Annotated in this window: 15 protein-coding genes, 21 tRNA genes, 3 rRNA genes and 1 riboswitch; of the genes, 8 read left to right on the top strand and 31 right to left on the bottom strand. The window is 44.5% G+C overall.

Translation table 11 applies throughout. The features are described 5' to 3' along the window. Positions 1–9 precede the first annotated feature (9 nt). Complete coding sequence (locus MKZ03_RS13875; RefSeq protein ID WP_034665287.1) at positions 10–201, top strand: hypothetical protein; 192 nt, start codon at positions 10–12, stop codon at positions 199–201. Between the two features lie 107 nt (positions 202–308). Here MKZ03_RS13875 and menC read toward each other — a convergent pair whose 3' ends face one another. The 6 genes from menC to MKZ03_RS13905 all read right to left on the bottom strand — a co-directional run bounded on the left by menC (position 309) and on the right by MKZ03_RS13905 (position 7,750). Then, positions 309–1,433, bottom strand: coding sequence for an o-succinylbenzoate synthase (gene menC / locus MKZ03_RS13880; protein WP_341032156.1), 1,125 nt, complete (start codon positions 1,431–1,433; stop codon positions 309–311). Continuing rightward, positions 1,430–2,881, bottom strand: a complete 1,452-nt coding sequence (locus MKZ03_RS13885; protein ID WP_341032158.1) for an o-succinylbenzoate--CoA ligase — start codon at positions 2,879–2,881, stop codon at positions 1,430–1,432. The genes menC and MKZ03_RS13885 overlap by 4 nt, the downstream gene beginning before the upstream one ends. 71 nt (positions 2,882–2,952) lie before the next feature. Continuing rightward, a complete protein-coding gene (gene menB / locus MKZ03_RS13890; protein WP_034665273.1) occupies positions 2,953–3,771 on the bottom strand; it encodes a 1,4-dihydroxy-2-naphthoyl-CoA synthase in 819 nt (272 codons plus the stop codon). Continuing rightward, positions 3,761–4,612: a 2-succinyl-6-hydroxy-2,4-cyclohexadiene-1-carboxylate synthase gene (menH, locus tag MKZ03_RS13895; RefSeq protein WP_334750248.1), complete on the bottom strand. Its 852-nt coding sequence runs from the start codon at positions 4,610–4,612 to the stop codon at positions 3,761–3,763. Before menH ends, menB begins: the two co-directional genes overlap by 11 nt. Further along, positions 4,597–6,339 carry a 2-succinyl-5-enolpyruvyl-6-hydroxy-3-cyclohexene-1-carboxylic-acid synthase gene (gene menD / locus MKZ03_RS13900; protein WP_341032161.1) on the bottom strand — a complete coding sequence of 581 codons (1,743 nt, stop codon included), beginning with the start codon at positions 6,337–6,339 and terminating at the stop codon, positions 4,597–4,599. The genes menH and menD overlap by 16 nt, the downstream gene beginning before the upstream one ends. Next, positions 6,332–7,750, bottom strand: coding sequence for an isochorismate synthase (locus MKZ03_RS13905; RefSeq protein ID WP_307500123.1), 1,419 nt, complete (start codon positions 7,748–7,750; stop codon positions 6,332–6,334). The genes menD and MKZ03_RS13905 overlap by 8 nt, the downstream gene beginning before the upstream one ends. A 382-nt stretch (positions 7,751–8,132) precedes the next feature. Here MKZ03_RS13905 and MKZ03_RS13910 point away from each other — a divergent pair, with 382 nt between their 5' ends. The 3 genes from MKZ03_RS13910 to MKZ03_RS13920 all read left to right on the top strand — a co-directional run bounded on the left by MKZ03_RS13910 (position 8,133) and on the right by MKZ03_RS13920 (position 10,486). Continuing rightward, entirely contained in the window at positions 8,133–9,071 is a 939-nt protein-coding gene (locus tag MKZ03_RS13910; protein ID WP_341032163.1) for a 1,4-dihydroxy-2-naphthoate polyprenyltransferase, read from the top strand. Between the two features lie 117 nt (positions 9,072–9,188). After that, on the top strand, positions 9,189–9,923 hold the full coding sequence (locus MKZ03_RS13915; RefSeq protein ID WP_307500126.1) for a TraR/DksA C4-type zinc finger protein: 735 nt from the start codon (positions 9,189–9,191) through the stop codon (positions 9,921–9,923). Positions 9,924–10,009: 86 nt separating this feature from the next. Then, positions 10,010–10,486, top strand: coding sequence for a TspO/MBR family protein (locus MKZ03_RS13920; protein WP_034620862.1), 477 nt, complete (start codon positions 10,010–10,012; stop codon positions 10,484–10,486). Positions 10,487–10,563: 77 nt separating this feature from the next. On the opposite strand, the gene MKZ03_RS13925 is transcribed toward MKZ03_RS13920, so the two are convergent. The 24 genes from MKZ03_RS13925 to MKZ03_RS14040 all read right to left on the bottom strand — a co-directional run bounded on the left by MKZ03_RS13925 (position 10,564) and on the right by MKZ03_RS14040 (position 17,895). Next, a tRNA-Glu gene (locus MKZ03_RS13925) sits at positions 10,564–10,635 on the bottom strand. Positions 10,636–10,642: 7 nt separating this feature from the next. After that, a tRNA-Ser gene (locus MKZ03_RS13930) sits at positions 10,643–10,733 on the bottom strand. 3 nt (positions 10,734–10,736) lie between these two features. Continuing rightward, a tRNA-Asn gene (locus tag MKZ03_RS13935) sits at positions 10,737–10,811 on the bottom strand. A 6-nt stretch (positions 10,812–10,817) separates the two neighbouring features. Continuing rightward, a tRNA-Ile gene (locus MKZ03_RS13940) sits at positions 10,818–10,894 on the bottom strand. Positions 10,895–10,911: 17 nt separating this feature from the next. Then, positions 10,912–10,985 (bottom strand) — tRNA-Gly (locus MKZ03_RS13945). Positions 10,986–10,996: 11 nt separating this feature from the next. Beyond that, positions 10,997–11,072 (bottom strand) — tRNA-His (locus tag MKZ03_RS13950). Positions 11,073–11,099: 27 nt separating this feature from the next. After that, positions 11,100–11,172, bottom strand: a tRNA-Phe gene (locus MKZ03_RS13955). Between the two features lie 18 nt (positions 11,173–11,190). Next, positions 11,191–11,267 (bottom strand) — tRNA-Asp (locus MKZ03_RS13960). A gap of 4 nt (positions 11,268–11,271) precedes the next feature. Beyond that, a tRNA-Met gene (locus MKZ03_RS13965) sits at positions 11,272–11,348 on the bottom strand. Between the two features lie 22 nt (positions 11,349–11,370). Beyond that, positions 11,371–11,463, bottom strand: a tRNA-Ser gene (locus MKZ03_RS13970). 7 nt (positions 11,464–11,470) lie between these two features. Continuing rightward, positions 11,471–11,547: transfer RNA gene (locus MKZ03_RS13975), tRNA-Ile, on the bottom strand. Between the two features lie 4 nt (positions 11,548–11,551). Then, positions 11,552–11,625: transfer RNA gene (locus MKZ03_RS13980), tRNA-Met, on the bottom strand. 25 nt (positions 11,626–11,650) lie between these two features. After that, a tRNA-Ala gene (locus MKZ03_RS13985) sits at positions 11,651–11,723 on the bottom strand. Positions 11,724–11,731: 8 nt separating this feature from the next. Further along, positions 11,732–11,808 (bottom strand) — tRNA-Pro (locus tag MKZ03_RS13990). Positions 11,809–11,815: 7 nt separating this feature from the next. Beyond that, a tRNA-Arg gene (locus tag MKZ03_RS13995) sits at positions 11,816–11,892 on the bottom strand. A gap of 12 nt (positions 11,893–11,904) precedes the next feature. After that, a tRNA-Leu gene (locus tag MKZ03_RS14000) sits at positions 11,905–11,990 on the bottom strand. A 12-nt stretch (positions 11,991–12,002) separates the two neighbouring features. Further along, positions 12,003–12,074, bottom strand: a tRNA-Gly gene (locus tag MKZ03_RS14005). 30 nt (positions 12,075–12,104) lie between these two features. Next, positions 12,105–12,187, bottom strand: a tRNA-Leu gene (locus MKZ03_RS14010). A gap of 8 nt (positions 12,188–12,195) precedes the next feature. Then, positions 12,196–12,271 (bottom strand) — tRNA-Lys (locus tag MKZ03_RS14015). Positions 12,272–12,308: 37 nt separating this feature from the next. Further along, positions 12,309–12,384: transfer RNA gene (locus tag MKZ03_RS14020), tRNA-Thr, on the bottom strand. A gap of 33 nt (positions 12,385–12,417) precedes the next feature. Next, positions 12,418–12,493, bottom strand: a tRNA-Val gene (locus MKZ03_RS14025). A 563-nt stretch (positions 12,494–13,056) separates the two neighbouring features. Further along, positions 13,057–13,172, bottom strand: a 5S ribosomal RNA gene (gene rrf, locus MKZ03_RS14030). 61 nt (positions 13,173–13,233) lie between these two features. After that, positions 13,234–16,164 (bottom strand): 23S ribosomal RNA (locus tag MKZ03_RS14035). Positions 16,165–16,346: 182 nt separating this feature from the next. Then, positions 16,347–17,895: ribosomal RNA gene (locus MKZ03_RS14040) — 16S ribosomal RNA — on the bottom strand. The 16S, 23S and 5S rRNA genes sit together here, the layout of an rRNA operon. 390 nt (positions 17,896–18,285) lie before the next feature. After that, positions 18,286–18,387: riboswitch (TPP riboswitch) on the top strand. 98 nt (positions 18,388–18,485) lie between these two features. Here MKZ03_RS14040 and thiT point away from each other — a divergent pair. Then, positions 18,486–19,061 (top strand): energy-coupled thiamine transporter ThiT, encoded by a 576-nt coding sequence (thiT, locus tag MKZ03_RS14045; protein ID WP_034659700.1) that lies wholly within the window; start codon positions 18,486–18,488, stop codon positions 19,059–19,061. A 240-nt stretch (positions 19,062–19,301) separates the two neighbouring features. Here thiT and MKZ03_RS14050 read toward each other — a convergent pair whose 3' ends face one another. Next, a complete protein-coding gene (locus tag MKZ03_RS14050) occupies positions 19,302–19,856 on the bottom strand; it encodes a GNAT family N-acetyltransferase (RefSeq protein ID WP_334750317.1) in 555 nt (184 codons plus the stop codon). 171 nt (positions 19,857–20,027) lie between these two features. Here MKZ03_RS14050 and MKZ03_RS14055 point away from each other — a divergent pair, with 171 nt between their 5' ends. Genes MKZ03_RS14055 through ftsW form a run of 3 tightly spaced genes read left to right on the top strand, consistent with a single transcriptional unit; the run spans position 20,028 to position 22,955 of the window. Then, on the top strand, positions 20,028–20,663 hold the full coding sequence (locus MKZ03_RS14055) for a helix-turn-helix domain-containing protein (RefSeq protein ID WP_034659703.1): 636 nt from the start codon (positions 20,028–20,030) through the stop codon (positions 20,661–20,663). A 13-nt stretch (positions 20,664–20,676) separates the two neighbouring features. Next, positions 20,677–21,831 carry a rod shape-determining protein RodA gene (rodA, locus tag MKZ03_RS14060; RefSeq protein WP_334750320.1) on the top strand — a complete coding sequence of 385 codons (1,155 nt, stop codon included), beginning with the start codon at positions 20,677–20,679 and terminating at the stop codon, positions 21,829–21,831. Positions 21,832–21,836: 5 nt separating this feature from the next. Beyond that, complete coding sequence (ftsW, locus tag MKZ03_RS14065; protein WP_400559262.1) at positions 21,837–22,955, top strand: putative lipid II flippase FtsW; 1,119 nt, start codon at positions 21,837–21,839, stop codon at positions 22,953–22,955. Positions 22,956–22,993 lie beyond the last annotated feature (38 nt).

Genomic DNA, 22,993 nt, shown 5'->3' on the forward strand with positions numbered 1-22,993 from the left:
CGCTTCACATTGAAACACGATCGGCTGCTTCAAACGTTTTTTGACGAAATTCATGACGCGGACGAAGCCGCATTTTATCAGGCTGCTCACTCCTTTTTAAACCTTTGGGATTATGAATATGGCCATGCAGCAGACATGCCCAATGAAATGAATCACTATATCGGACAGCTTGCTTACGACAGCGAGCTTGTAGAAGAGTAAGAAAGAGCGGATCACCGCTCTTTCTTTCTTAATGAGACAGGAAGGGAAAAACTTTCTCTCACTATACATAGATTTTATTGGATGTGCAAAAGGTGATTCACTCGTTTTCACATCACAAAATCATGTTTTGTAAACACGTCAATTTTATCTGAAAAAGAACGAAGCGCTTGATAGTCCACTTCTACGCCCATTCCTGGGGAACGAGGTACCTCAATAAAACCATTCTCAACCTTGATTTCAGGAAAAATGATATCTTGCTCCCAATATTTTGATGAAGCTGAAATATCACCTGGGATTGTAAATTGAGGAAGGGAAGCAAGTGCCACGTTCTGCGCGCGGGAAATGCCTGTTTCAATCATCCCTCCGCACCATAATGGAATTTGATGCTCCTTACTGAATGTATGGATTTTAAGGGCTTCTGTCAGCCCCCCAACTCGTGAAGGCTTCACATTAATAATTTGACAGCTGCCAAGCTCTACAGCTTTTCTAGCATCATCTAAAGAACAAATACTTTCATCCAAACATAACGGTGTTTTTAAATGCTTTTGCAAATGGCGATGATCCACGATATCATCTGCAGCTAATGGCTGTTCAATCATTAATAAACGAATGTCATCGAGCTGCTTGAGCTTGCTAATATCCTTTAATTCATAAGCAGAGTTTGCATCCGCCATTAATGGAAGGTTAGGGAAAGACTCTCTAATTTTTTTAAGAAGTCCAATATCCTGTCCCGGCTTAATTTTCACCTTCACACGCTGATAGCCTTGGTCAACATATTGCTGAATTTGCTTCAGCATGTCGTCAATGGGTCCTAACCCCGCCACAACACCAGAAGGTATTCTCTCTTTGGTGCCGCCTAATACATCGCGTAACGACTTATTCTCACGCTTCGCATAAATATCCCAAACAGCCGCTTCGATTCCCGCTTTCGCCATCCTATTACCTTTAAATTGGTATAGGCTGTCTGGTATTTCTGAAGGGTGTGTAAAGGTGCGTGTCAGTACATTCGGTATAAAGAAGGCTCTCAGCATATGATAGCAAGTCTCAATGGTTTCTTCTGTATACCATGGAGAAGAAAAGGCTGACACCTCTCCCCATCCAGTCAATCCTGTTTGATCTTTTACCTCGACAATAATAAACTCACGCTCTGAGATGGTTCCAAGACTTGTTGTAAATGGCTGCTTGAGCTTCATCGTGACATGATATAAAATCACTCGTTCAATTTGAATCATCTAAAAACCCCTTTGATCCTGAGTCTGTGCCTCTGCAATTTATTCGACGCATTTCTTGGCAGCTCGTCCACAAAGTGAAAAGCGGCGGGCCATTTATATTTTGCTAAATGCGACTCACATAATGCATAGAGCTCATTCTCCGGTATCTTATGGTCTGTGACAAGAAAGGCAGCCGGTACCTCTCCCCATCTATCATCATACATACCCGCCACTCCGGCTTCCTTTACATGCGGATGTGTTAACAGAACCGCTTCAATTTCAGCAGGATAAATATTCTCACCGCCAGAAATAATTAAATCTGAACGGCGGTCAAGCACAAATAAGAACCCTTCCTCATCCACATAGCCAATATCACCCGTTTTCAGCCAGCCTTGATCAAAGGCAGCTGTGGTTGCTTCTTCACGGTAAAGGTACCCTTTCATGACATTTGCCCCTTTCACCATAATTTCGCCATGCTCAAAAGGACGACAAGTGCGTGTACCATCTTGAATTTTCAGCTCACACCCAAAAAGGGGTTTTCCCGCTGATCCAAGCTTCTCTACACTAAATTCAGGCGCAAGGGTCACAATTTGTGAACAGGTTTCCGTCATACCGTACGATTGAAACACAGGGAAGCCTTTCTCTTTGCTTTCTTGAAGCATCGCAAAAGGCGCAGGTCCTCCGCCTAATAAAAGACAGCGCAAAGAAGACGGGCATTCTTCCAGTCTGCTTAATAAACGGGATAACATCGTTTGAACAACAGATATCATCGTCACACGATGCTGTTCAATAGAATCCTTTACTTCATCGACATCAAACTTCTCATGAAGTACGACAGTCATCCCATAAATCACAGACTTAAATAAAGCGGATAACCCGCTAATATGAAAAAGAGGCAGTGCAATAAGCCAGCGGTCATCCTCTCTGATGCCCATATTTAGTGCAGAGGAAACAGCACTATGAAAATGATTGCCAAACGTTTGCTCCACGCCTTTTGGGCGTCCTGTTGTGCCAGATGTATACATGATGGTCGCTGTTTCATTCAAATCAAATTCGCTCTCGATTTTCTTTTCATTATCTTGACCTGCTTCAGGTAAAGTCTCCATTGTATAAATGGGGAGATCACCTTTATGATCACTGGCATAAACAGGTTCAGTTAATAAAGCGGATGCTTTTGCATCTTCAAGCTGATAGCGCCTCTCAGCTTTTGTTAACTTATTGTTCAATAGCACGATTTTTAATCCTAATGAAAAACAAGCATGAACAAGCATCACCATTTGAGGCTGATTGTTCATCAAAAGCCCAACCGTTTCCCCTTTTTTCAATGATGCATCTGCAAGTCTATTAGAAAGCTCATTTACTTCATCAGCTAAATCGCGAAATGTCCACTTTTTATCCTGATAAATGAGCGCGATTCTTTCTGGCGTTAAATAAGCACGGTACAGCAGCCAATTAGGTTGCTTCATCATGACACCTCCTCTTCTTAAAAGAAAACAGCTTAGTCTGATGCACTAAGCTGTTTTTCATCGATATGATTGAATCAAGGGAAACGCGGGAACTGACCGAAGTCCGGCTTGCGTTTTTCCTTAAAGGAATCGCGTCCTTCTTTTGCTTCATCTGTTGTGTAATAAAGAAGTGTCGCATCTCCTGCAAATTGTTGAATTCCAGCTAATCCATCCGTATCTGCATTAAATGCAGCCTTCAAGAATCGTAAAGCAGTCGGGCTCTTTTCTAGCATTTCCTCACACCACTTCACAGTTTCTTCTTCAAGCTGCTCTAATGGTACAACTGTATTGACAAGTCCCATATCAAGCGCTTCTTGTGCATTGTATTGACGGCATAAGTACCAGATTTCTCTCGCTTTCTTATGACCAACAATACGTGCAAGGTAGCCTGAACCATAACCAGCATCAAAGCTGCCTACTTTTGGACCAGTTTGTCCAAAAATTGCATTATCTGCTGCAATTGTCAGGTCACATACAACGTGAAGAACGTGCCCGCCGCCGATTGCATAACCAGCAACCATTGCAATCACCGGTTTTGGAATCACACGAATCAAACGCTGTAAGTCTAATACATTTAGACGCGGAATTTGATCGTCTCCTACATAGCCGCCATGGCCGCGTACTTTTTGATCTCCACCAGAACAGAATGCTTTGCCGCCAGCTCCTGCAAGTACGATTACACCAACATTTGAATTATCACGAGCACGTGAAAATGCATCAATTAATTCACTCACAGTCTTTGGTGTAAACGCGTTATGTACATGTGGACGATTAATCGTGATCTTTGCGATCCCATTGTACGTTTCATATAAAATTTCGTCATACTGACGCTCAGTTTGCCATTCAATAGCCATCAATAGTTCCTCCTCTAAAATCTTGCGTAATAAACTCACTTACTATTTTACCAAAAAAATGTGGTTGTTCCACATGAACTGTATGCCCAACCTGCTCAGCCAATATGAATTGACTGCCTTCAAGCTCCTGCTGCATACGTTTGGCGATATTGCAGAACTTTTCATCAAGCGCTCCGCAAATCAACAAAACAGGTAAATTCATATGCTTTAATGCCTTCCAAACAGAGGGCTGCGAACCTGTTCCTAGGCCTTCTAAGCTGCGAGCCAGTCCAAGTGGATTGGCTTTCAGCCTTCCCTCTCTCAGTTGAGCCTGCGTTTCAGCTGATAAAGTTTTCTGCGAAGCAAACAGTGGAATACTCTCCCAAAAATCCACAAACTTCACTAAACCTTCATGTCTAAGTTTCTGAGCGAGCTGATGATCGTGTTTGAGTCTTGCCATCCGCTCTTTAAAAGTGCGAAGCCCTGGAGAGGTACTCTCAAGGATCAATTTGTTGACACGATCTGGATAACGAGAGGCAAATGATAAAGCAATACGTCCTCCCATAGAATATCCGAGAATATTCACTTTGTGAAGCTTTAATTGCTTTAAAATCTCTGCAAGATCTGCCAGCTGATGCGACATCGCATATCTTCTCATACTTTCTGGTGAGTCCGTGCGGCCATGTCCAAGCAAGCTGACTTGAATCAATCTTGTATTCTCCATATAACCATTCAAGAACGTCCAAGAAGCCGCGCTTCCAGTGAAGCCATGTAAGCATAGCGTGGCATTCTCAGCCAATGGATTCTGATCCACCACCTCGTACGCCACACCATCACGCATCCGTATTATGAAAGAAGACATTCTTTTTTCACTTCTTCCAATATGTCATCCATCATTTGACGATGCTTGCTTACACGAGAATGGCGATCAGTTTCAATTTCAATTAAATGAAGCCCAGGCTCTTCTATATGTGCCATGTAGACATCATGTAATTCTTGTTTCGTTGACGGTTTCGAATAGGTTCCCCCATACAGCTTCGAAGCATACTCAAAATTCAGTCCAGTCGGCGTACCGAAGAGTTTTTCATAATACGGTTCATCAGACGCCTGTGGAAGGAAAGAAAAGATGCCTCCCCCATCATTGTTTAACAACACAACCGTCAGCGGAATGTCCAGCAGCTTAGCTGCAAGCAAACCGTTCATATCATGATAAAATGATAAATCTCCAATCACTAAGGTGACTGGCTGTTTCAAAGCCGCATACGTGCCAAGTGCTGTAGACACAACGCCATCAATGCCATTGGCTCCTCGATTCGCCATCATCCAAAAAGGCTTCGATTGCGCTTCAAAAAATGTATCCACATCACGAATCGGCATACTGTTTCCGATAAAAAGGACACTCTCCTTCGGCAAGAGATGCTGAAGCTGACGGTACACATTTCCCTCAAATGACAGATTCTCATCAGAATAATGGGATGCATGCGTTCTGAATGAAGAATTAACATTCTGCCAGCGTTTTAGAAAACTTGTATCCTCACGTTGATCCGCTCTCTTGAATACTTCATCTACAAAAGTTGCCACATCACTTTCAATGACGTATGAAGCACTTAATCCAGGATCTCGAAAACCTCCGGCAGCATCAACGACAATCTGATTCACTTCCACATGTTTTTCCAGCCACTTGAATAAAGGTTTGGACACAGGCATCGGTCCAAAACGAATGACCATATCCGGCAATAGATGCTGCTGCAATGCTTCATCTTTCAATAATGAATCATACGCATCAATAATAAGATCTGCATGTTCATGACCATTTCGCAAATGAGAAAGCGGGTCCGCTAAAATCGGAATATGCAAGGCTTTCGAAAGACGTAACACTGCCTCTTTCTCTTCCTGCGTATGAAGTTCACCACACACAATCAGTCCCTTTTTGGAATGGTTCATGACCGTCACGATTTCAGACATCACATCATCATTTGGGAAAGCCTGTCCTGCAGCTATGACCTTTTTTCGGCCAGTTTCTTCTCGCTCAAAAGGATCAATAGACAAATCAGGAAGCAATGGTTCTCTCAGAGGGACATTGATCTGAACAGGTCCCTTCGGCTCTTGCATTGACATATGATTTGCTCTTGCCGCAGCCGTCTGAACATAGCGTAACATCGTCTGACTTTCTTCTGGCAATGCTAAGTCTGTGAACCATTTAACAAACTTACCGAATAAGAATTGCTGATCAATCGCTTGAGGTGCCCCAACTTCCCTCAATTCGTGCGGCCGATCAGCAGTTAAAACAATAAGTGGTACACGGGAATAATGTGCCTCTACAATGGCTGGGTAAAAGTTAGCAGCTGCCGTACCTGATGTACAAATAAGCAGCACTGGTGCTTGACTTGCTTTTGCAAGACCAAGCGCATAAAAAGCAGCAGACCGTTCATCCACTAATACATGAACATTGATGTCTTGATGGGCAAGAGCCAGCATCGCAAGCGGGGTTGAACGGGAACCAGGACAGACAACCGCTTCCTTCACACCACCTTGTACAAATTCATCCATCAATCTGCCAATATATGTTGTCATGATTTGATTATTCAATCGGACGACCTCCAAGAGCAGATAGCATTGGTCTTAATTTCACTTGCGTTTCCTCGTACTCCTGCTTTGCAAGGGAATCCTCTACAATGCCGCAGCCAGCGAACAAACGAACATGGTCTTCCTCAATAAGACCTGACCGAATGGCGACAGCAAATTCTCCATTATCCTGAGAGTCAATCCAGCCCACCGGCGCCGCGTACCAGCCACGCTTCAACGGTTCGATTTCACGAATGACCTCAACCGCTTTTTCCTTCGGATATCCGCCTAATGCTGGCGTCGGATGGAGCTGTTCAATTAATGAAAAGAGGGAACAGCTGCTTTTAATTTCTCCCACAATCGGTGTAAACAAATGCTGAATGTTTTTTGTTTTATAAAGACTAGGTTGATTTGGTTTGTGCACGTGAAGGCAATTGGCCTCAAATGCTTGCTCAATCATATTGACGACAATTTGATGTTCAATCAAATTCTTCTCATCATGCAGCAGTTCCTCGCCTAATGCTCGATCTTCCGCTTCATCTTTTCCTCGAACAATCGAACCTGCTAAACAAGATGAAAAGACCTCTCCGCCGCTTTTTTTTACTAAGCGTTCCGGCGTAGCTCCGACAAATGCTTGTCTTCCTTGTTCAACCGCAAATACATAACTCGTTGTTTGATGCTTTAATAATTCTGCTAACAGTGGAGCGAGTTCAATTTGATTTTTATAGTGAAGCAAGACTTCTCTTGCTAAAACAACCTTTTCATATTCGTTTGCACGAATGTGGTCTGTCGCTTCTTGGATCGCCTTCATCCATTCCTTCACATCTAGTTCTTCCATATGAACAAGTTCAGCTTGTCCATCATGTCTGAACGGTAATGTTTCGAAATGAGAGGCTTTTTGTTCTAATTCTTGAATGAGCTGATGAACATTCCCGTCCACCTGCTTCCATTCATTGATCGTAAGAAACGTGCCTTCTTTCGAGACAGTGAGCATCATCGATGGCACAAAAAAATGAGCCTCGCCAAAAGCTTCCCAGTGACGCGCCTTCTCTTCATACGGATCAAATGAGAATCCTCCAAATAAAAGCGGACCAACAGCCGCTTGCCTTAACTCTTTCTCATCATGAAAATGGAACATGTGCTGCTTCAGCTGTTCCCATTCTTGATGGACTATATCAAATCGTTCCTTGCCTTGCTCAGTTGATTTAATGACGGCCGCTCTGCCAAGTCCAGAAAATATCATTTGGCTTTCTGGATCAGACCAAAAAAACCGCTCGCCTAAAAAATCCGCTTCGCCGCTTTGGAAAAAGGCAAGAGGATCCAGATCGTCAACTCTTCTGGAGTAGCTTATCAAAACAGCATGGTTGACGTTATTCGCTTCTTCTAATGTCGCAAGCGCTTCCTGCCGGAAAGTACTTTGCACTGTTGTCACCATGATACATTCCTCCAAAATCCATGAAATAACATAAAAAAATAAAACCATAATGAAAAAATACATGATCATTCGAGTATGTCGAATGACCTGCTTTTCTATTATAAACCTTAACAGATGAACTTAGTAAAGAAAACAGCTTTTAAAACCTCGAATCCTTATTATATCACGCTTTCTAGATTTTTTCGCTCCTGCTTCTTGAAACGAGAGCATCTAAAGGAAAAATGGCAAGTCCTATTCTAAGATCAAGCTTTCTCTCGATATGGCAACGATTAGCAAACATCTTTTTTCGGTTTCATCGCATCAATATATTGACACCTTTTTGAACTTTGCTAAACTGGAATTTGGACGTGTACGTATTTTTTTATTTAAAGGAGTATATTTTATGCAGCATCAATCGATATCAGATCAGCTTTCACCGATTAAGCCTGATAAGAACTGGCGGATTTGGTGGAATTTACTACGACCGCATACATTAACAGCGGCATTTATTCCCGTTACTTTAGGAACTGTTCTAGCACTTCCAAGTGGTCAAATACATGTTGGGCTATTTTTAGCTATGCTGTTTGCATCTATGTTTATCCAAATCGCAACGAACATGTTTAATGAGTACTTTGATTATGTTCGCGGATTGGACAACGAAAAATCTGTTGGCATCGGCGGAGCCATTGTAAGAAACGGTGTGAAGCCAAAAACAGTCCTCATCCTCGCTTATGCACTATTTGCGCTTTCTTTACTACTAGGGGTGTATATTTGCATGATGTCTAGCTGGTGGATTGCACTGATAGGACTCATTTGTATGGCAGCAGGCTATTTCTATACCGGCGGCCCTGTACCCATTGCATATACGCCGTTTGGAGAACTTGTGTCAGGTGCATTTATGGGACTAGGAATCATCTTGATTAGTTTCTATATCCAAACAGGCACACTGACATCTAAAGCTTTTCTCGTTTCACTACCAATTTCTATTTTAGTTGGTGCCATCTTACTATCGAACAATATCCGCGATTTAGACGGCGATAAAGAAAATGGACGAAAAACACTTGCAATCCTTGCTGGGCGAAAAGCTGCAGTGAACATTTTACTTTCCATGTTTTTGGTCTCATACGTACTTATTTTTGTTTATATCTTCACAGATATTGTCGGCCTTTGGAGTCTTCTTGTTTTACTCAGTGTGCCAAAAGCATATACAGCTATCAAAGAATTTAAGCAAAAAGAAAAACCAATTGAATTAATGAATGCCATGAAATCTACAGCTCAAACCAATACATTTTTCGGTTTCCTGCTGACAATCGCTTTGATCTTACAATACTATATTGCGTAACAAAGAACGCCTGCAGCCGCAGGCGTTTTTTCATGAGGAATTGCTTCAAATTGGAACTAGTCTTGCAGACAAAATTGCTCATACTAACATTATGTTTGATATGAAAGGATGATCGCTTTGTTGTCTAAAGACGAATTACATCATTTGAAGCAGCGACTTCTCGATGAAAAGCAAGAACTCGAAGCTAAAAGCCATGACGATGAACAAAAAGTATCATTTCCTTATGATTCGCTCGGAGAACTGTCAGCCTATGATAACCACCCAGGTGATCAAGGGACAGAGCTATTCGAACGCGGGAAAGATATTGCGTTAAACAGTTTGGAACATGAACATCTGTTAGACATCAATGAAGCACTTCAAGCCATCACAGACGGCTCTTATGGTCTGTGCAAGGTCTGTAAGGCCCCTATTTCAAAGGAACGCTTAGAAGCCTTGCCTAGTGCCGTCACATGCACAGAACATTCAAAAGAACAAACCGTTTCACAAAACCGTCCGATTGAAGAGGATTTATTAAGTCCGCCATCAGGTCAATTTGAAAATGAAGAAAGCGCAGCCTACGATGGAGAGGATGCATATCAAGACGTAGAACGCTATGGAAACTCTGATACCCCGTCCGATATGGAATTCCCTCCATTGACATACGATGATGTGTATACGCAATCAGAAGATGAAGATTATGTGGAGGACTATGAAGGATTCGCAGCAGCTGATATTGAGGGCAAAGCAAGCAAGGTATATCCAAATAAAGCCCACGAAGCCTATGAAGAGGCATTAGACGAAGAAGGTGTCATGACGGTATTTGGTGACTTGAAGCCGTACGAAGAAGAACCTTATACAGAAGAAAATCATTAGTCCCCTCATATTGGGGGCTTTATGTTTATATCATGTAATGATTGGGAAATCACTTTAAGAGTGAATTTGATTGGAGGAGATTCTTAATGGCAAGAAAAAGTATCATTTGGGCAGTGGTTGTCTTCTTTATTACATACGCATTATTCTCTATTGCCGGATTCTTGTTTCCGATTGACAGAGAGTGGTATGATGCACTGAATAAACCAGAATGGACACCGAGTGGTGGTGTAATTGGTGCTGTGTGGGCTGTCTTATTTGCTCTGATCTCGTTGTCCGCAGCGATCATTTATGGAAAGTACGGATTTCAAAAAATCACTTTACCATTTTGGATTCTTTTTCTTTTAAATTACGTATTTAATCAAGCCTTTAGCTTTTTTCAATTTACACAAAAAGATTTATTTGCCGCTACGATCGACTGCCTGCTTGTAGCACTGACAGCACTTGCACTTGTCATCGTCTCGCGTAAACTAAGCAAAGTCGTTCCAATTTTACTGATCCCTTATGTCTTATGGGGCTTCTTTGCAACATACTTGTCTTATACGATCTATTCCATGAATATGTAAAAAAAGACCGCTATGATGGCGGTCTTTCCTTTTGAAGAAAATAAAAAAGAGATCTTTGACAAGACCTCTTTTAAACATGACCCGTACGGGATTCGAACCCGTGTTACCGCCGTGAAAGGGCGGTGTCTTAACCGCTTGACCAACGGGCCAGATAAATGGCGGAGAAGGAGGGATTTGAACCCTCGCGCCGCTTGCGCGACCTACACCCTTAGCAGGGGCGCCTCTTCAGCCACTTGAGTACTTCTCCATTTGGCTCCGCAGGTAGGACTCGAACCTACGACCGATCGGTTAACAGCCGATAGCTCTACCACTGAGCTACTGCGGAATATCATGGTGGGCCTGAGTGGACTCGAACCACCGACCTCACGCTTATCAGGCGTGCGCTCTAACCAGCTGAGCTACAGGCCCATGAACGGATATACAAATGGAGCGGGTGATGGGAATCGAACCCACGACATCAGCTTGGAAGGCTGAGGTTTTACCACTAAACTACACCCGCAAAAATATGTATGGGGCGATTGATGGGAATCGAACCCACGAGTGCCAGAGCCACAATCTGGTGCGTTAACCACTTCGCCACAACCGCCATACTGTCAATATTTTTTTATAAAAGTGGCTCGGGACGGAATCGAACCGCCGACACACGGATTTTCAGTCCGTTGCTCTACCAACTGAGCTACCGAGCCAAGTATTCTTTTTGAAAATGGCGGTCCGGACGGGACTCGAACCCGCGACCTCCTGCGTGACAGGCAGGCATTCTAACCAACTGAACTACCGGACCATTTTGGTTGCGGGGGCAGGATTTGAACCTGCGACCTTCGGGTTATGAGCCCGACGAGCTACCGAACTGCTCCACCCCGCGATGATATGGGTTTTAAAAAATATGGCGGAGGAAGAGGGATTCGAACCCCCGCGGGCTTTGACACCCCTGTCGGTTTTCAAGACCGATCCCTTCAGCCGGACTTGGGTATTCCTCCGTATAGATGGTGGACCTTGTAGGACTCGAACCTACGACCGGACGGTTATGAGCCGTCTGCTCTAACCAACTGAGCTAAAGGTCCTTTATAGCGGCGGAGGGGATCGAACCCCCGACCTCACGGGTATGAACCGTACGCTCTAGCCAGCTGAGCTACACCGCCATGATCAAAATAATCTTTTAAAAAGTGGAGCCTAGCGGGATCGAACCGCTGACCTCCTGCGTGCAAGGCAGGCGCTCTCCCAGCTGAGCTAAGGCCCCATAAAAGATGGTCGGGAAGACAGGATTCGAACCTGCGACCCCTTGGTCCCAAACCAAGTGCTCTACCAAGCTGAGCTACTTCCCGATCTTATTGGCGCGCCCGAGAGGAGTCGAACCCCTAACCTTTTGATCCGTAGTCAAACGCTCTATCCAATTGAGCTACGGGCGCTTATTTTTATAATGCCGAGGGCCGGACTTGAACCGGCACGGTAGTCACCTACCGCAGGATTTTAAGTCCTGTGTGTCTGCCAATTCCACCACCCCGGCGTGGATGGTATAAGCGGAAGACGGGATTCGAACCCGCGACCCCCACCTTGGCAAGGTGGTGTTCTACCACTGAACTACTTCCGCATTACAGGATTTCTTTATTTTATTTGGCAATGCGGGTGAAGGGACTTGAACCCCCACGTCATAAAGACACTAGATCCTAAGTCTAGCGCGTCTGCCAATTCCGCCACACCCGCATGAAACATGGTGAGCCATGAAGGACTCGAACCTTCGACCCTCTGATTAAAAGTCAGATGCTCTACCAACTGAGCTAATGGCTCTCTTTAAAAGCGACTTGTCTATCTTACCATATGAAAGTGGTGCCGGCAAGAGGACTTGAACCCCCAACCTACTGATTACAAGTCAGTTGCTCTACCAGTTGAGCTACACCGGCTTTATCTATCCTAACATTATGTAAGAATAAATATGGTGGAGGATGACGGGCTCGAACCGCCGACCCTCTGCTTGTAAGGCAGATGCTCTCCCAGCTGAGCTAATCCTCCACTATGTAGGAATCTCTCGATCCGACAAAGATTATTATATACAGGTTTTCATCATTTGTAAAGGCTATATTAAAAAAATTTTATTTCAATTTTCATTGGTATTTCTTTTAGCAAATGATCGTCATTTTCTCCATTCAAACTGCTGTCATTCAACGTTTATCAGCTGAAGTTCTCCTCTCTATATTCTCTTTAAAAACGGTCAATTCCTTCAGAAATATCAGCAACCTATTATTTTTATGCTTTCATGGTATAGGTATTCCTTGGAATCAAACTTTAGGTACAGTTTTTATAGATATAGGTACAGTTTTTATAGATATTAGAATAGAGTTAACTATAAAGATTGATACAGTCCCCTTCTATAATCTAATACTCTATCTCTCTACTAGTTTTTTCATAACAAGGATTTATAATATGATGAACGTTCTATCTTTTTGATTTAAAATGTCTCACATACTTGTAAATGAGTTGGAGTGCCGCACGTTCATCAAACAAGTGCAATCAAAAAAATATCCTCTCAAGCAACACAAAAAGACCAGTTCCGTATGAAACTGATCCTTAGAAGAGCTTGGCGGCGTCCTACTCTCACAGGGGGAGACCCCCAACTACCATCGGCGCTGAAGAGCTTAACTTCCGTGTTCGGTATGGGAACGGGTGTGACCTCTTCGCTATCGCCACCAAACCTGATGGAGAGAATGTTCTCTCAAAACTAGATAACAATGTTCAAGCTTCACATTAGAATATAGGTTAAGTCCTCGATCTATTAGTATCTGTCAGCTCCACGTGTCACCACGCTTCCACCTCAGACCTATCAACCTGATCATCTTTCAGGGATCTTACTTCCTTGCGGAATGGGAAATCTCATCTTGAGGGGGGCTTCATGCTTAGATGCTTTCAGCACTTATCCCGTCCGCACATAGCTACCCAGCGATGCCCTTGGCAGAACAACTGGTACACCAGCGGTGCGTCCATCCCGGTCCTCTCGTACTAAGGACAGCTCCTCTCAAATTTCCTGCGCCCGCGACGGATAGGGACCGAACTGTCTCACGACGTTCTGAACCCAGCTCGCGTACCGCTTTAATGGGCGAACAGCCCAACCCTTGGGACCGACTACAGCCCCAGGATGCGATGAGCCGACATCGAGGTGCCAAACCTCCCCGTCGATGTGGACTCTTGGGGGAGATAAGCCTGTTATCCCCGGGGTAGCTTTTATCCGTTGAGCGATGGCCCTTCCATGCGGAACCACCGGATCACTAAGCCCGACTTTCGTCCCTGCTCGACTTGTAGGTCTCGCAGTCAAGCTCCCTTGTGCCTTTACACTCTGCGAATGATTTCCAACCATTCTGAGGGAACCTTTGGGCGCCTCCGTTACATTTTAGGAGGCGACCGCCCCAGTCAAACTGCCCACCTGACACTGTCTCCCTGCCCGATAAGGGCAGCGGGTTAGAAGGTCAATACAGCCAGGGTAGTATCCCACCGATGCCTCCACCGAAGCTAGCGCTCCGGTTTCCAAGGCTCCTACCTATCCTGTACAAGCTGTACCAACATTCAATATCAGGCTGCAGTAAAGCTCCACGGGGTCTTTCCGTCCTGTCGCGGGTAACCTGCATCTTCACAGGTACTATAATTTCACCGAGTCTCTCGTTGAGACAGTGCCCAGATCGTTGCGCCTTTCGTGCGGGTCGGAACTTACCCGACAAGGAATTTCGCTACCTTAGGACCGTTATAGTTACGGCCGCCGTTTACTGGGGCTTCAATTCGCACCTTCGCTTACGCTAAGCGCTCCTCTTAACCTTCCAGCACCGGGCAGGCGTCAGCCCCTATACTTCGCCTTACGGCTTCGCAGAGACCTGTGTTTTTGCTAAACAGTCGCCTGGGCCTATTCACTGCGGCTTCTCGGGGCTTTAACACCCTAAGAAGCACCCCTTCTCCCGAAGTTACGGGGTCATTTTGCCGAGTTCCTTAACGAGAGTTCTCTCGATCACCTTAGGATTCTCTCCTCGCCTACCTGTGTCGGTTTGCGGTACGGGCACCTCTCACCTCGCTAGAGGCTTTTCTTGGCAGTGTGGAATCAGGAACTTCGCTACTAAATTTCGCTCGCCATCACAGCTCAGCCTTTACGGGAAACGGATTTGCCTATTTCCCAGCCTAACTGCTTGGACGCGGATATCCAATACCGCGCTTACCCTATCCTCCTGCGTCCCCCCATTGCTCAAATGGTGAGGAGGTGGTACAGGAATATCAACCTGTTGTCCATCGCCTACGCCTTTCGGCCTCGGCTTAGGTCCCGACTAACCCTGAGCGGACGAGCCTTCCTCAGGAAACCTTAGGCATTCGGTGGACGGGATTCTCACCCGTCTTTCGCTACTCATACCGGCATTCTCACTTCTAAGCGCTCCACCAGTCCTTCCGGTCTGACTTCACAGCACTTAGAACGCTCTCCTACCACTGTTCGTAAGAACAGTCCGCAGCTTCGGTGATACGTTTAGCCCCGGTACATTTTCGGCGCAGAGTCACTCGACCAGTGAGCTATTACGCACTCTTTAAATGGTGGCTGCTTCTAAGCCAACATCCTGGTTGTCTAAGCAACTCCACATCCTTTTCCACTTAACGTATACTTTGGGACCTTAGCTGGCGGTCTGGGCTGTTTCCCTTTCGACTACGGATCTTATCACTCGCAGTCTGACTCCCAAGGATAAGTCATCGGCATTCGGAGTTTGACTGAATTCGGTAACCCGGTAGGGGCCCCTAGTCCAATCAGTGCTCTACCTCCGAGACTCTTACCTTGAGGCTAGCCCTAAAGCTATTTCGGAGAGAACCAGCTATCTCCAGGTTCGATTGGCATTTCACCCCTACCCACACCTCATCCCCGCACTTTTCAACGTGCGTGGGTTCGGGCCTCCATTCAGTGTTACCTGAACTTCACCCTGGACATGGGTAGATCACCTGGTTTCGGGTCTACGACCACGTACTCATGCGCCCTATTCAGACTCGCTTTCGCTGCGGCTCCGCATCTTCTGCTTAACCTTGCACGGGATCGTAACTCGCCGGTTCATTCTACAAAAGGCACGCCATCACCCATTAACGGGCTCTGACTACTTGTAGGCACACGGTTTCAGGATCTATTTCACTCCCCTTCCGGGGTGCTTTTCACCTTTCCCTCACGGTACTGGTTCACTATCGGTCACTAGGGAGTATTTAGCCTTGGGAGATGGTCCTCCCGGATTCCGACGGAATTTCACGTGTTCCGCCGTACTCAGGATCCACTCTGGAGAGAACAACATTTCAGTTACAGGGCTGTTACCTTCTTTGGCGGGCCTTTCCAGACCTCTTCGCTTATATCGTTCCTTTGTAACTCCGTATAGAGTGTCCTACAACCCCAAGAGGCAAGCCTCTTGGTTTGGGCTGTTCCCGTTTCGCTCGCCGCTACTCAGGGAATCGCATTTGCTTTCTCTTCCTCCGGGTACTTAGATGTTTCAGTTCCCCGGGTATGCCTTCTCATACTCTATGTATTCAAGTATGGATACTACTCCATTACGAGCAGTGGGTTTCCCCATTCGGAAATCTCCGGATCAAAGCTTGCTTACAGCTCCCCGAAGCATATCGGTGTTCGTCCCGTCCTTCATCGGCTCCTAGTGCCAAGGCATCCACCGTGCGCCCTTTCTAACTTAACCATTTCTTACTTTAGAAAGAATCACTATGTGTGATGAACTTTGCATTGCATTCAATGTGAATGTATTACTTATTGTTATCTAGTTTTCAAAGAACAATCCTGTCTCGCTAGAGACATGTTTTGAAGGAATGATCCTTCAAAACTAAACAAGACGAAAACGTACGCTGCTCCATATATCCTTAGAAAGGAGGTGATCCAGCCGCACCTTCCGATACGGCTACCTTGTTACGACTTCACCCCAATCATCTGCCCCACCTTCGGCGGCTGGCTCCATAAAGGTTACCTCACCGACTTCGGGTGTTGCAAACTCTCGTGGTGTGACGGGCGGTGTGTACAAGGCCCGGGAACGTATTCACCGCGGCATGCTGATCCGCGATTACTAGCGATTCCAGCTTCACGCAGTCGAGTTGCAGACTGCGATCCGAACTGAGAACAGATTTATGGGATTGGCTAAACCTTGCGGTCTCGCAGCCCTTTGTTCTGTCCATTGTAGCACGTGTGTAGCCCAGGTCATAAGGGGCATGATGATTTGACGTCATCCCCACCTTCCTCCGGTTTGTCACCGGCAGTCACCTTAGAGTGCCCAACTAAATGCTGGCAACTAAGATCAAGGGTTGCGCTCGTTGCGGGACTTAACCCAACATCTCACGACACGAGCTGACGACAACCATGCACCACCTGTCACTCTGTCCCCGAAGGGAAAGCCCTATCTCTAGGGTTGTCAGAGGATGTCAAGACCTGGTAAGGTTCTTCGCGTTGCTTCGAATTAAACCACATGCTCCACCGCTTGTGCGGGCCCCCGTCAATTCCTTTGAGTTTCAGTCTTGCGACCGTACTCCCCAGGCGGAGTGCTTAATGCGTTAGCTGCAGCACTAAGGGGCGGAAACCCCCTAACACTTAGCACTCATCGTTTACGGCGTGGACTACCAGGGTATCTAATCCTGTTCGCTCCCCACGCTTTCGCTCCTCAGCGTCAGTTACAGACCAGAGAGTCGCCTTCGCCACTGGTGTTCCTCCACATCTCTACGCATTTCACCGCTACACGTGGAATTCCACTCTCCTCTTCTGCACTCAAGTTTCCCAGTTTCCAATGACCCTCCCCGGTTGAGCCGGGGGCTTTCACATCAGACTTAAGAAACCGCCTGCGAGCCCTTTACGCCCAATAATTCCGGACAACGCTTGCCACCTACGTATTACCGCGGCTGCTGGCACGTAGTTAGCCGTGGCTTTCTGGTTAGGTACCGTCAAGGTGCGAGCAGTTACTCTCGCACTTGTTCTTCCCTAACAACAGAGCTTTACGATCCGAAAACCTTCATCACTCACGCGGCGTTGCTCCGTCAGACTTTCGTCCATTGCGGAAGATTCCCTACTGCTGCCTCCCGTAGGAGTCTGGGCCGTGTCTCAGTCCCAGTGTGGCCGATCACCCTCTCAGGTCGGCTACGCATCGTCGCCTTGGTGAGCCATTACCCCACCAACTAGCTAATGCGCCGCGGGTCCATCTGTAAGTGACAGCCGAAACCGTCTTTCATCCTTGAACCATGCGGTTCAAGGAACTATCCGGTATTAGCTCCGGTTTCCCGGAGTTATCCCAGTCTTACAGGCAGGTTACCCACGTGTTACTCACCCGTCCGCCGCTAACATCCGGGAGCAAGCTCCCTTCTGTCCGCTCGACTTGCATGTATTAGGCACGCCGCCAGCGTTCGTCCTGAGCCAGGATCAAACTCTCCGAAAAAGTACAAAACCGAAGTTTTGTTTTTCGCCAGTTTGACTGACTACCTATGATGTATCATAGGATTTTTTTATAAAAACTCGAATTAACAGGTACGTTTTGTCTTGTTTAGTTTTCAAAGATCATCTTCATCGTCTCTCAGAGGCGACTTTATTAATATAACATTCTATCAAGATAAAGTCAACAACTTTTTTCTTTATGTTATTTAATAACCGCGCTGTTTTAGCGGCGAATATAAATATAACACCTTTCGAGAGAGGAAACAAGTATTTTTTCTAAATAATTTATTTTTCCTTATCTCTTCCTATATAATCATACAAAAATTGATTGCCACAGGAATTCTCTATTGTTGATCCTGAAGGTCTTTAGTATATTTATAATAGAAAAAAACTAAATAACCGCAGGGGGAGCTTTGTGCTGAGAGTGAACACTCGTTGTTCTGACCCTTTGAACCTGTCAGTTAATACTGAAGTAGGAATGTGGATTCAATTGAATACATGTGGTGTATTCAACTCGATATGTTTTTCTATGAATAACATACTCATCCTTACACGGTCTCTCCTTGCTCAATTCATGAAAAAGGAGATTTTTTTATGCAGCAATCAAATCAATTGGTACGACTGATGGAAATCGCAATTATGACTTCACTTGCACTTGTATTAGATTACTTATCAGGGCTATTTTTAAGAATGCCAAATGGCGGATCTCTTGCGCTGATTATGATACCCGTCATTCTTATGTCTATTAGATGGGGAATATCAACCGGGTTTATCATTGGTGTGCTTATTGCAGGCCTTCAGCTGATGAATGGCCCTATTATCGCTACACCTGTTCAAGGATTTCTCGATTATTTCGTCGCATCTGTTGTCATTTCCCTAAGCGGTCTATTTTCTGGATTGATCAAAAAAGCCATTCAGGATCAAAAGCGAAAGCAGCAATTCTTCTATATTACCTTATCCGTATTTGTTGCAAGTTTCTTTAGACTGTTGACGTTCTTTATCTCTGGTGTTGTTTTCTTTTCTCATTATGCACCAAAAGGAACTCCAGGTTGGGTTTACTCTTTAATTTATAACAGCACATATATGGTTCCTTCATTTATTATTTGCAGTATCGTTCTTTGCATACTCATACCAAGTGCATCTCGTTTGGTTTTTCCTCACAAAAAATAACTGGCTGATTTCAGCTGGTTATTTTTTTATGCATAAATTGCCGCTCTATGGAATCTATTAATAGTAGAAGATTTCATACTGGAGGTACGCCAATGAACCCTTACTCCATTATGCTGTGCTGTTATATTCTCAGTCTTGCTTATTTTTTGGCAGGTTTCTATGAAGCTTTAAAGATAGCAGGAATAAAAGGAAAAGTAGAAGCTTCTCCTTTTATCTCTTATATTTTGCTAGCTGTGCTTTTCACTTTTTTCTCTCATTATTATTGGAAGCTGACGATTTAATTCGGTGTACATGGTCATGTAATACAGACAGTTCCCACCCATACCCTATTTCATTATACTTCTCGCCAGCCAGCTCGAACTGGCTGGTAACGACAAAACTAGGTTGAAGCTTTTGATAAAAATGCTTTGCCGAATTTTGTTCAAACACCCACAGCATCATATTCTGATACCCTTTCTCTATTAAATAACTCACTCCTTCTGCAAGTAAAGCGATACCTGCTCCTGATTTCTGTTTCTCTTGCAATAAATAGATCGCATAAAGTTCTCCATCATATGTTGAATAGCGCTCATCACGTTGTTTTCCAAAAGAAGCAAAACCAAATACCCCGTCATCATCTTCTGCGACAAACGTCCCTTCAAGCGACCTTCTTCTCCAGCTCTCTTCCTGATCTTCTATATGTAAACCATCCAAATACTCCTGATTAATAATGCCATGATAAGTCGTCTGCCAGCTTTTCACATGTATCTCGGCGATTTTAGGTATATCTTGTTGTACAGCATGTCTCACCTTCATCCGCGCCACTCCTTCTCACTGTTTTCACCCTATCTTCATTATGATAAATTCCTATTTCCTAAAATTCAATCAATACAGGATATTTGTTGACATTTTGTCAACACACCTTTATATTGGGTACGACTTCTTCTATAGAAGAGTTCATACATCATACAAAGGATGGCGTAAAAGATGGATTTTAAGACAACTGAGCTTGGGCCGCTCTTAAAGGAAAAATTGCAACAACGTTCTCTATCTTTAAGAGATCTCAGCACATACACAGGAATTGATAAAGCGACACTGTCTCGAATCATGAATGGAAAAAGAAAACCAACTTTGAATCATCTGCAGCGGCTTTCAGATTCTCTGAACATATCATTAGATCAACTATTGACTGCTGCAGGGTTTCCAGTCAAAAGCGAAAAGGTGCACGGTGATACGTTCATTCAAGCGGTAGAAGAGATCGAAAAAATACTGAAAGATCAGGACGTCTACGACGGTACATTTAGTCAGACCAAATTGAAACAAAAGTTAAACGAATACGAAGCCTATAGCCAAACAAACGAGGGAAAAGAAACGATCTCGGCAAATTTTGAGAAAAAGAAGGAGACGCTAAGCGGCGTCGGACCGTTCCTTCAACATTTGAAAAACATGTACAGCTTATTTATGACCGGACGGGGTACTTCTCGAGAATTAATGCTGATGGGGGGCGCACTCCTTTATTTCATTATGCCTGTTGACTTAATACCAGATTATATTTTTCCGATCGGTTATATTGATGATGCTGCGGCTGTGAAAATTGTCATTGACCAGCTGACAAATAGGTAGCAGGAAAGAAGCTATGAAAAAACAGTACAGCATTGACTTCGTACTTTTATTCACTGTGATTTGTTTATTTGTCATCAGCCTGATAGCTGTATATAGCGGATCGGGACAGTATGAAACGCAAGATATGTTTTATTTCGTCAAAAGACAAATTTTCTGGTATATCGTCGGTTTCGGCCTCATGGCAGCTGCTGCATACTTTGATTATGAACTGCTTGAGCGTTTATCTTTTCGGTTATTTGCAGGTGGTATTTTCCTCATTATTCTTGTGCATTTTTTCGGAACGAGTCAAAACGGATCCCAAAGGTGGATCAGCTTCGGTTCAATCAAAGTTCAGCCATCAGAGTTCATGAAAATTTTTGTGATCCTGCTGCTAGCGGCTGTCTTGAACCAATACAAGCATCAGCGATTTTCGTTTAAAGAAAGCATCATTCCTACAAGTAAAGTCGTTTGCTGGACCGTTGTCCCTTTTTTCCTCATCTTAATTCAGCCTGATTTAGGGACAGCGCTCGTGATATTATCCATCGCCTTTACACTGATGCTTGTGTCAGGGATTTCTAGCAAGATGATGGCCGCATTAATGGCTACTTTTCTTGCACTTCTTGCATTTTTGGTCTACTTGCACAATAAACACTTTGAGCATTTTACAAAAATCATTAAGCCTCATCAGCTTGATCGCATTTATGGCTGGCTCTCTCCTGATGAATTTGATTCAACATACGGGTATCAGCTGAAACAATCGATGCTCGGCATTGGATCAGGTCAATTATCAGGAAGCGGTTTTACACAGGGGCATCAAGTACAAGGAGGTAATATCCCTGAAGCGCATACGGATTTTATATTTGCCGTTATTGGTGAGGAGTTTGGTTTTATCGGCGCCTCCCTTTTGATGTGTTTGTACTTAATGATGATTTACCGAATCATTCATGTGGCTATGCATGCTAATACGCTTTATGGATTGTACATATGTGCGGGAGTCGTTGGGCTGATCGTGTTTCAAGTTTTCCAAAACGTAGGGATGACAGTCGGTTTAATGCCTGTGACGGGACTCGCGCTTCCTTTTATCAGCTATGGGGGCAGTGCGCTTTTGACCAACATGATCGCCATTGGCCTCGTGTTTAGCGTCAATCTTAGGTCATCATCCTATATGTTTGGGCGCAATTGGAATTGAAGATGATGACATTTCTTCTATCTCATCTCAAAAGAGTCGACCGCATTCTTGTTGGAACGATTGTGTTCCTCTGTTTATTTGGTTTACTGATGGTTTACAGTGCGAGTTATCCTTTAGGAGAAGTGAAGTATGAAAAGGGCAGCTATTTCTTCATCAAACAATGGCAATGGCTCCTGATTGGGGGATTCTTTTTCTTCATTGCCGCTCTGTTCCCTTATCAGATTTATCGTAAATGGATTCGGTGGCTTGTTATGCTGTCATTGTTATGCCTGATCCTAGTCCTGCTTCCTGGAATCGGTGTTGTCAAAAACAATTCCCAGCGCTGGGTTCAGTTGGGCTCTCTCATGCTCCAACCTTCTGAAGCTGTGAAACTAGTGATGGTGATCTATTTTGCCTATGTGTACGCGAAAAAACAGGCGTACATTACATCTTTTAAAAAAGGCGTACTGCCGCCACTCATTCTTTTAGGTCTTGTTTTTTTGTTGATCTTAAAGCAGCCTGATTTAGGCACAGCTGTGTCTATTTTATTAAGCTGCGGCATCATTTTATTATGCGCTGGGCTGAAAACGCACCATCTCATTTTGCTAGGATCGACTGCGGCAGCAGGTATCACTTTTTTTGCAGTGACAGCTCCTTACCGTTTGAAGAGGCTGACTTCTTTTCGTGATCCTTTTCAGTATGAAGATGGAGATGGATATCAGCTGATTCATTCGTATCTCGCAATGAATTCAGGCGGGCTGACAGGGAATGGCTTAGGCGGGAGCATTCAAAAGCTAGGCTTTCTTCCTGAAGCCCATACGGATTTTATCATGGCCATCATCAGTGAAGAGCTGGGAATCATGGGGATTTTGATTGTGATTGGTGCATATCTACTCATCATGTATCGCGCTATGCGAATTGTACAGGCTTTACATGACCCTTTTGGAAAGCTGTTAACGATTGGGCTTACGTTTCAAATCATGCTCCAAGCAGTCTTTAATTTAGGCGCTGTCTTTGGTCTTCTTCCAATCACAGGCATTCCGCTTCCCTTTATTAGCTATGGCGGCTCCTCCCTTGTGTTCATGATGATATCTGCTGGTATTCTCGTGAATCTTTCTTCATATGTAAAGAGGAATCCATATTAGGCGCATGCCAAATAGACACCTTCTGATGGAAGGTGTCT

This window comes from Bacillus sp. FSL R5-0431, from assembly GCF_038002985.1.
Lineage (GTDB): Bacteria > Bacillota > Bacilli > Bacillales > Bacillaceae > Bacillus.

What these genes read in the sequence shown, in the direction of transcription:
- thiT (WP_034659700.1), top strand. Translation starts at nt 18,486, where the DNA reads ATGCAGCAATCAAATCAATTGGTACGACTGATGGAAATCGCAATTATG.
- MKZ03_RS13910 (WP_341032163.1), top strand. Translation starts at nt 8,133, where the DNA reads ATGCAGCATCAATCGATATCAGATCAGCTTTCACCGATTAAGCCTGAT.
- menC (WP_341032156.1), bottom strand. Translation starts at nt 1,433, where the DNA reads ATGATTCAAATTGAACGAGTGATTTTATATCATGTCACGATGAAGCTC.
- menH (WP_334750248.1), bottom strand. Translation starts at nt 4,612, where the DNA reads ATGTCTTCTTTCATAATACGGATGCGTGATGGTGTGGCGTACGAGGTG.
- MKZ03_RS13920 (WP_034620862.1), top strand. Translation starts at nt 10,010, where the DNA reads ATGGCAAGAAAAAGTATCATTTGGGCAGTGGTTGTCTTCTTTATTACA.
- MKZ03_RS14055 (WP_034659703.1), top strand. Translation starts at nt 20,028, where the DNA reads ATGGATTTTAAGACAACTGAGCTTGGGCCGCTCTTAAAGGAAAAATTG.
- ftsW (WP_400559262.1), top strand. Translation starts at nt 21,837, where the DNA reads ATGACATTTCTTCTATCTCATCTCAAAAGAGTCGACCGCATTCTTGTT.
- MKZ03_RS14050 (WP_334750317.1), bottom strand. Translation starts at nt 19,856, where the DNA reads ATGAAGGTGAGACATGCTGTACAACAAGATATACCTAAAATCGCCGAG.
- menB (WP_034665273.1), bottom strand. Translation starts at nt 3,771, where the DNA reads ATGGCTATTGAATGGCAAACTGAGCGTCAGTATGACGAAATTTTATAT.
- rodA (WP_334750320.1), top strand. Translation starts at nt 20,677, where the DNA reads ATGAAAAAACAGTACAGCATTGACTTCGTACTTTTATTCACTGTGATT.
- MKZ03_RS13885 (WP_341032158.1), bottom strand. Translation starts at nt 2,881, where the DNA reads ATGATGAAGCAACCTAATTGGCTGCTGTACCGTGCTTATTTAACGCCA.
- MKZ03_RS13905 (WP_307500123.1), bottom strand. Translation starts at nt 7,750, where the DNA reads ATGGTGACAACAGTGCAAAGTACTTTCCGGCAGGAAGCGCTTGCGACA.